General features: G+C 69.2%; 2 protein-coding genes. Both read left to right on the top strand.

The window, feature by feature from the left end:
• Nucleotides 1–87 precede the first annotated feature (87 nt).
• The gene (locus tag VMR86_18990) at nucleotides 88–1,212 is read left to right on the top strand and encodes an ABC transporter permease (GenBank protein ID HTO09145.1); all 1,125 of its coding nucleotides are present in this window, start codon (nucleotides 88–90) and stop codon (nucleotides 1,210–1,212) included.
• Between the two features lie 2 nt (nucleotides 1,213–1,214).
• The gene (locus VMR86_18985; protein ID HTO09144.1) at nucleotides 1,215–2,024 is read left to right on the top strand and encodes an ATP-binding cassette domain-containing protein; all 810 of its coding nucleotides are present in this window, start codon (nucleotides 1,215–1,217) and stop codon (nucleotides 2,022–2,024) included.
• Nucleotides 2,025–2,054: the final 30 nt, after the last annotated feature.

Raw genomic sequence — 2,054 nt, 5'->3', positions numbered from 1 at the left:
GATCCAGATCGGCATGAAACGCCGGATGCGTAAGATTCGCACCGATATCAAAGAGTTGCATGGCGCGCGGAGTATACTCGCGCCGCCATGCCGACCCGCGACGCGGCGCTGGAAGTCCACACCCTGGCGCAGGATCCGGTGCCGATCCGCGTGCGCGCGAGCGGGCTGTGGACCTTCCGCGGCATGAAGGAACATGACGCCGATCTCGCGCGCAAGTTCGCCGAGCTGACCAAGCAGCCGCCAGAGCGAATCGCGTGGGACCTCACGGACGTGAGCGAGATGGACGACGCCGGCGCGGTCCGGCTGGTGCACGCCCTGCGCGGGTCGAAGGATGTCAAGTTGTCGGCCGTGCAGCGCGAAGTCCTGGCGCAGATCGAGCGCGGACTGCGGGTGCCGAAGGAGACCGAGCGCATCGACCCGCTCGCCGCAGTGGTACGGCTCGGCGAGGGCACCTTCGACGCGGGCGTCCACCTGCGCGACGGCGTCACGCTGCTCGGGCAGCTCGCGCTCGACGCGAGCGGGCTCATGCGGCGCCCGCGCGAGTTCCCGCTGCGCGAATTCTCCGCGGGCATCTACCGCTCCGGCGTGACGGCGCTGCCCGTGACGATGCTGGTCGGCTTCCTGGTCGGCGTCGTGCTGACTTACCTGTCCGCGCTGCAGCTCAAGCGCTACGGCGCGGACCTCCTGGTGATCAACATCGTCGGCATCGGCGTGCTGCGCGAGCTCGGGCCGATGCTGGCCTCCATCATCTCGGCCGGGCGCTCGGGCTCGGCGATTACCGCGCAGCTCGGCGTGATGCGCGTGACCGAGGAGGTGGAAGCGCTCTCCGTGATGGGCATCTCGGTGACCACGCGGCTCGTGCTGCCGCGCGTGCTGGCGCTCGCGGTCGCGCTGCCGCTGGTCGCGTTCTGCACCGACGTGGCCGCGCTCGGGGGCGCCATGCTGGTGTCGCAGTTCACGCTCGGCATCACGCCGGGGGCGTTCCTGCAGGCGCTGCCGGAAGCGGTCGAGGTCGTGAACTTCTGGATCGGCATCTGGAAGTCGGCCGCGTTCGGCTTCGCGGTGGCCTTCGTCGCCTGCCACTACGGCCTGCGCGTGCTGCCCAACACCGACAGCCTGGCGCTAGGCGTGACGCGCTCGGTGGTGGCGTCGATCACGATCGTGATCATCCTCGACGCGATCTTCGCCATCGCTCTGCGCAACGTCGGCTGAGCATGGACGCCGACGAGTACGTCATCGAGATCGAGGGGCTGGTGAACACCGTCGGCGCGGGGACCATCCTGCACCGCGACCTCGACTTCAAGGTGCGGCGCGACGAGGTGATGTCGCTCGTGGGCGGCTCGGGCAGCGGCAAGACCCAGCTGCTGCGCGTGATCCTCGGCCTCAAGCGCCCGGCGGCGGGCAAGGTCCGGGTGTTCGGCGTCTCCTGGGACGATCCGAACGTGAAGAAGGTGCGCGACGCGCGCCGGCGCATGGGCATGCTGTTCCAGAACGGCGCGCTCTACTCGGCGCTCAGCGTCTACGACAACGTCGCGTTCCCGCTGCGCGAGCGCGGCGGAATTTCCGAGGAGGACATCCGCGCCATCGTCAACACCAAGCTCGCCCAGGTGGAGCTCGAGCCGCGCCACGGCAACCTGCTGCCGGCGAATCTCTCGGGCGGCATGGTGAAGCGCGTGTCGCTGGCGCGCTCGCTGGCGCTGTCGCCGGACCTGCTGATCCTCGACGAGCCGACCGCGGGGCTCGACCCGGACCGCTCGGAAAGCTTCGTGCACCTCATCAAGCGGCTGCGCGAGGAGCACCGTTTCGCGGTGCTGCTGGTGACCCACGACCTCGACACGCTGTTCGAGCTCACGGACCGCGTCGCGGTGCTGGCCGACCAGCATATAATCGCCTGCGACTCGCTCGACTTGGTCCGCGCCATGGACCACAAGTTCGTGCAGAACTTTTTCGGAGGGGACCGGGGCCGCCGCGCGCTGGAAAACGGCAGGGCGGGCCGGGCCGCGAGCATGGAAGGCAGCGCCTGATGGAAAGCAGGGCCTACGCGCTCATCACGG

The sequence above is a fragment of the Myxococcota bacterium genome (assembly GCA_035498015.1).
Taxonomy (GTDB): domain Bacteria; phylum Myxococcota_A; class UBA9160; order SZUA-336; family SZUA-336; genus VGRW01.
This window is presented reverse-complemented; position numbering and strand designations above follow the sequence as displayed.

Coding starts and splice junctions, on each gene's coding strand:
- VMR86_18985 (HTO09144.1), top strand. CDS start 1,215: ATGGACGCCGACGAGTACGTCATCGAGATCGAGGGGCTGGTGAACACC.
- VMR86_18990 (HTO09145.1), top strand. CDS start 88: ATGCCGACCCGCGACGCGGCGCTGGAAGTCCACACCCTGGCGCAGGAT.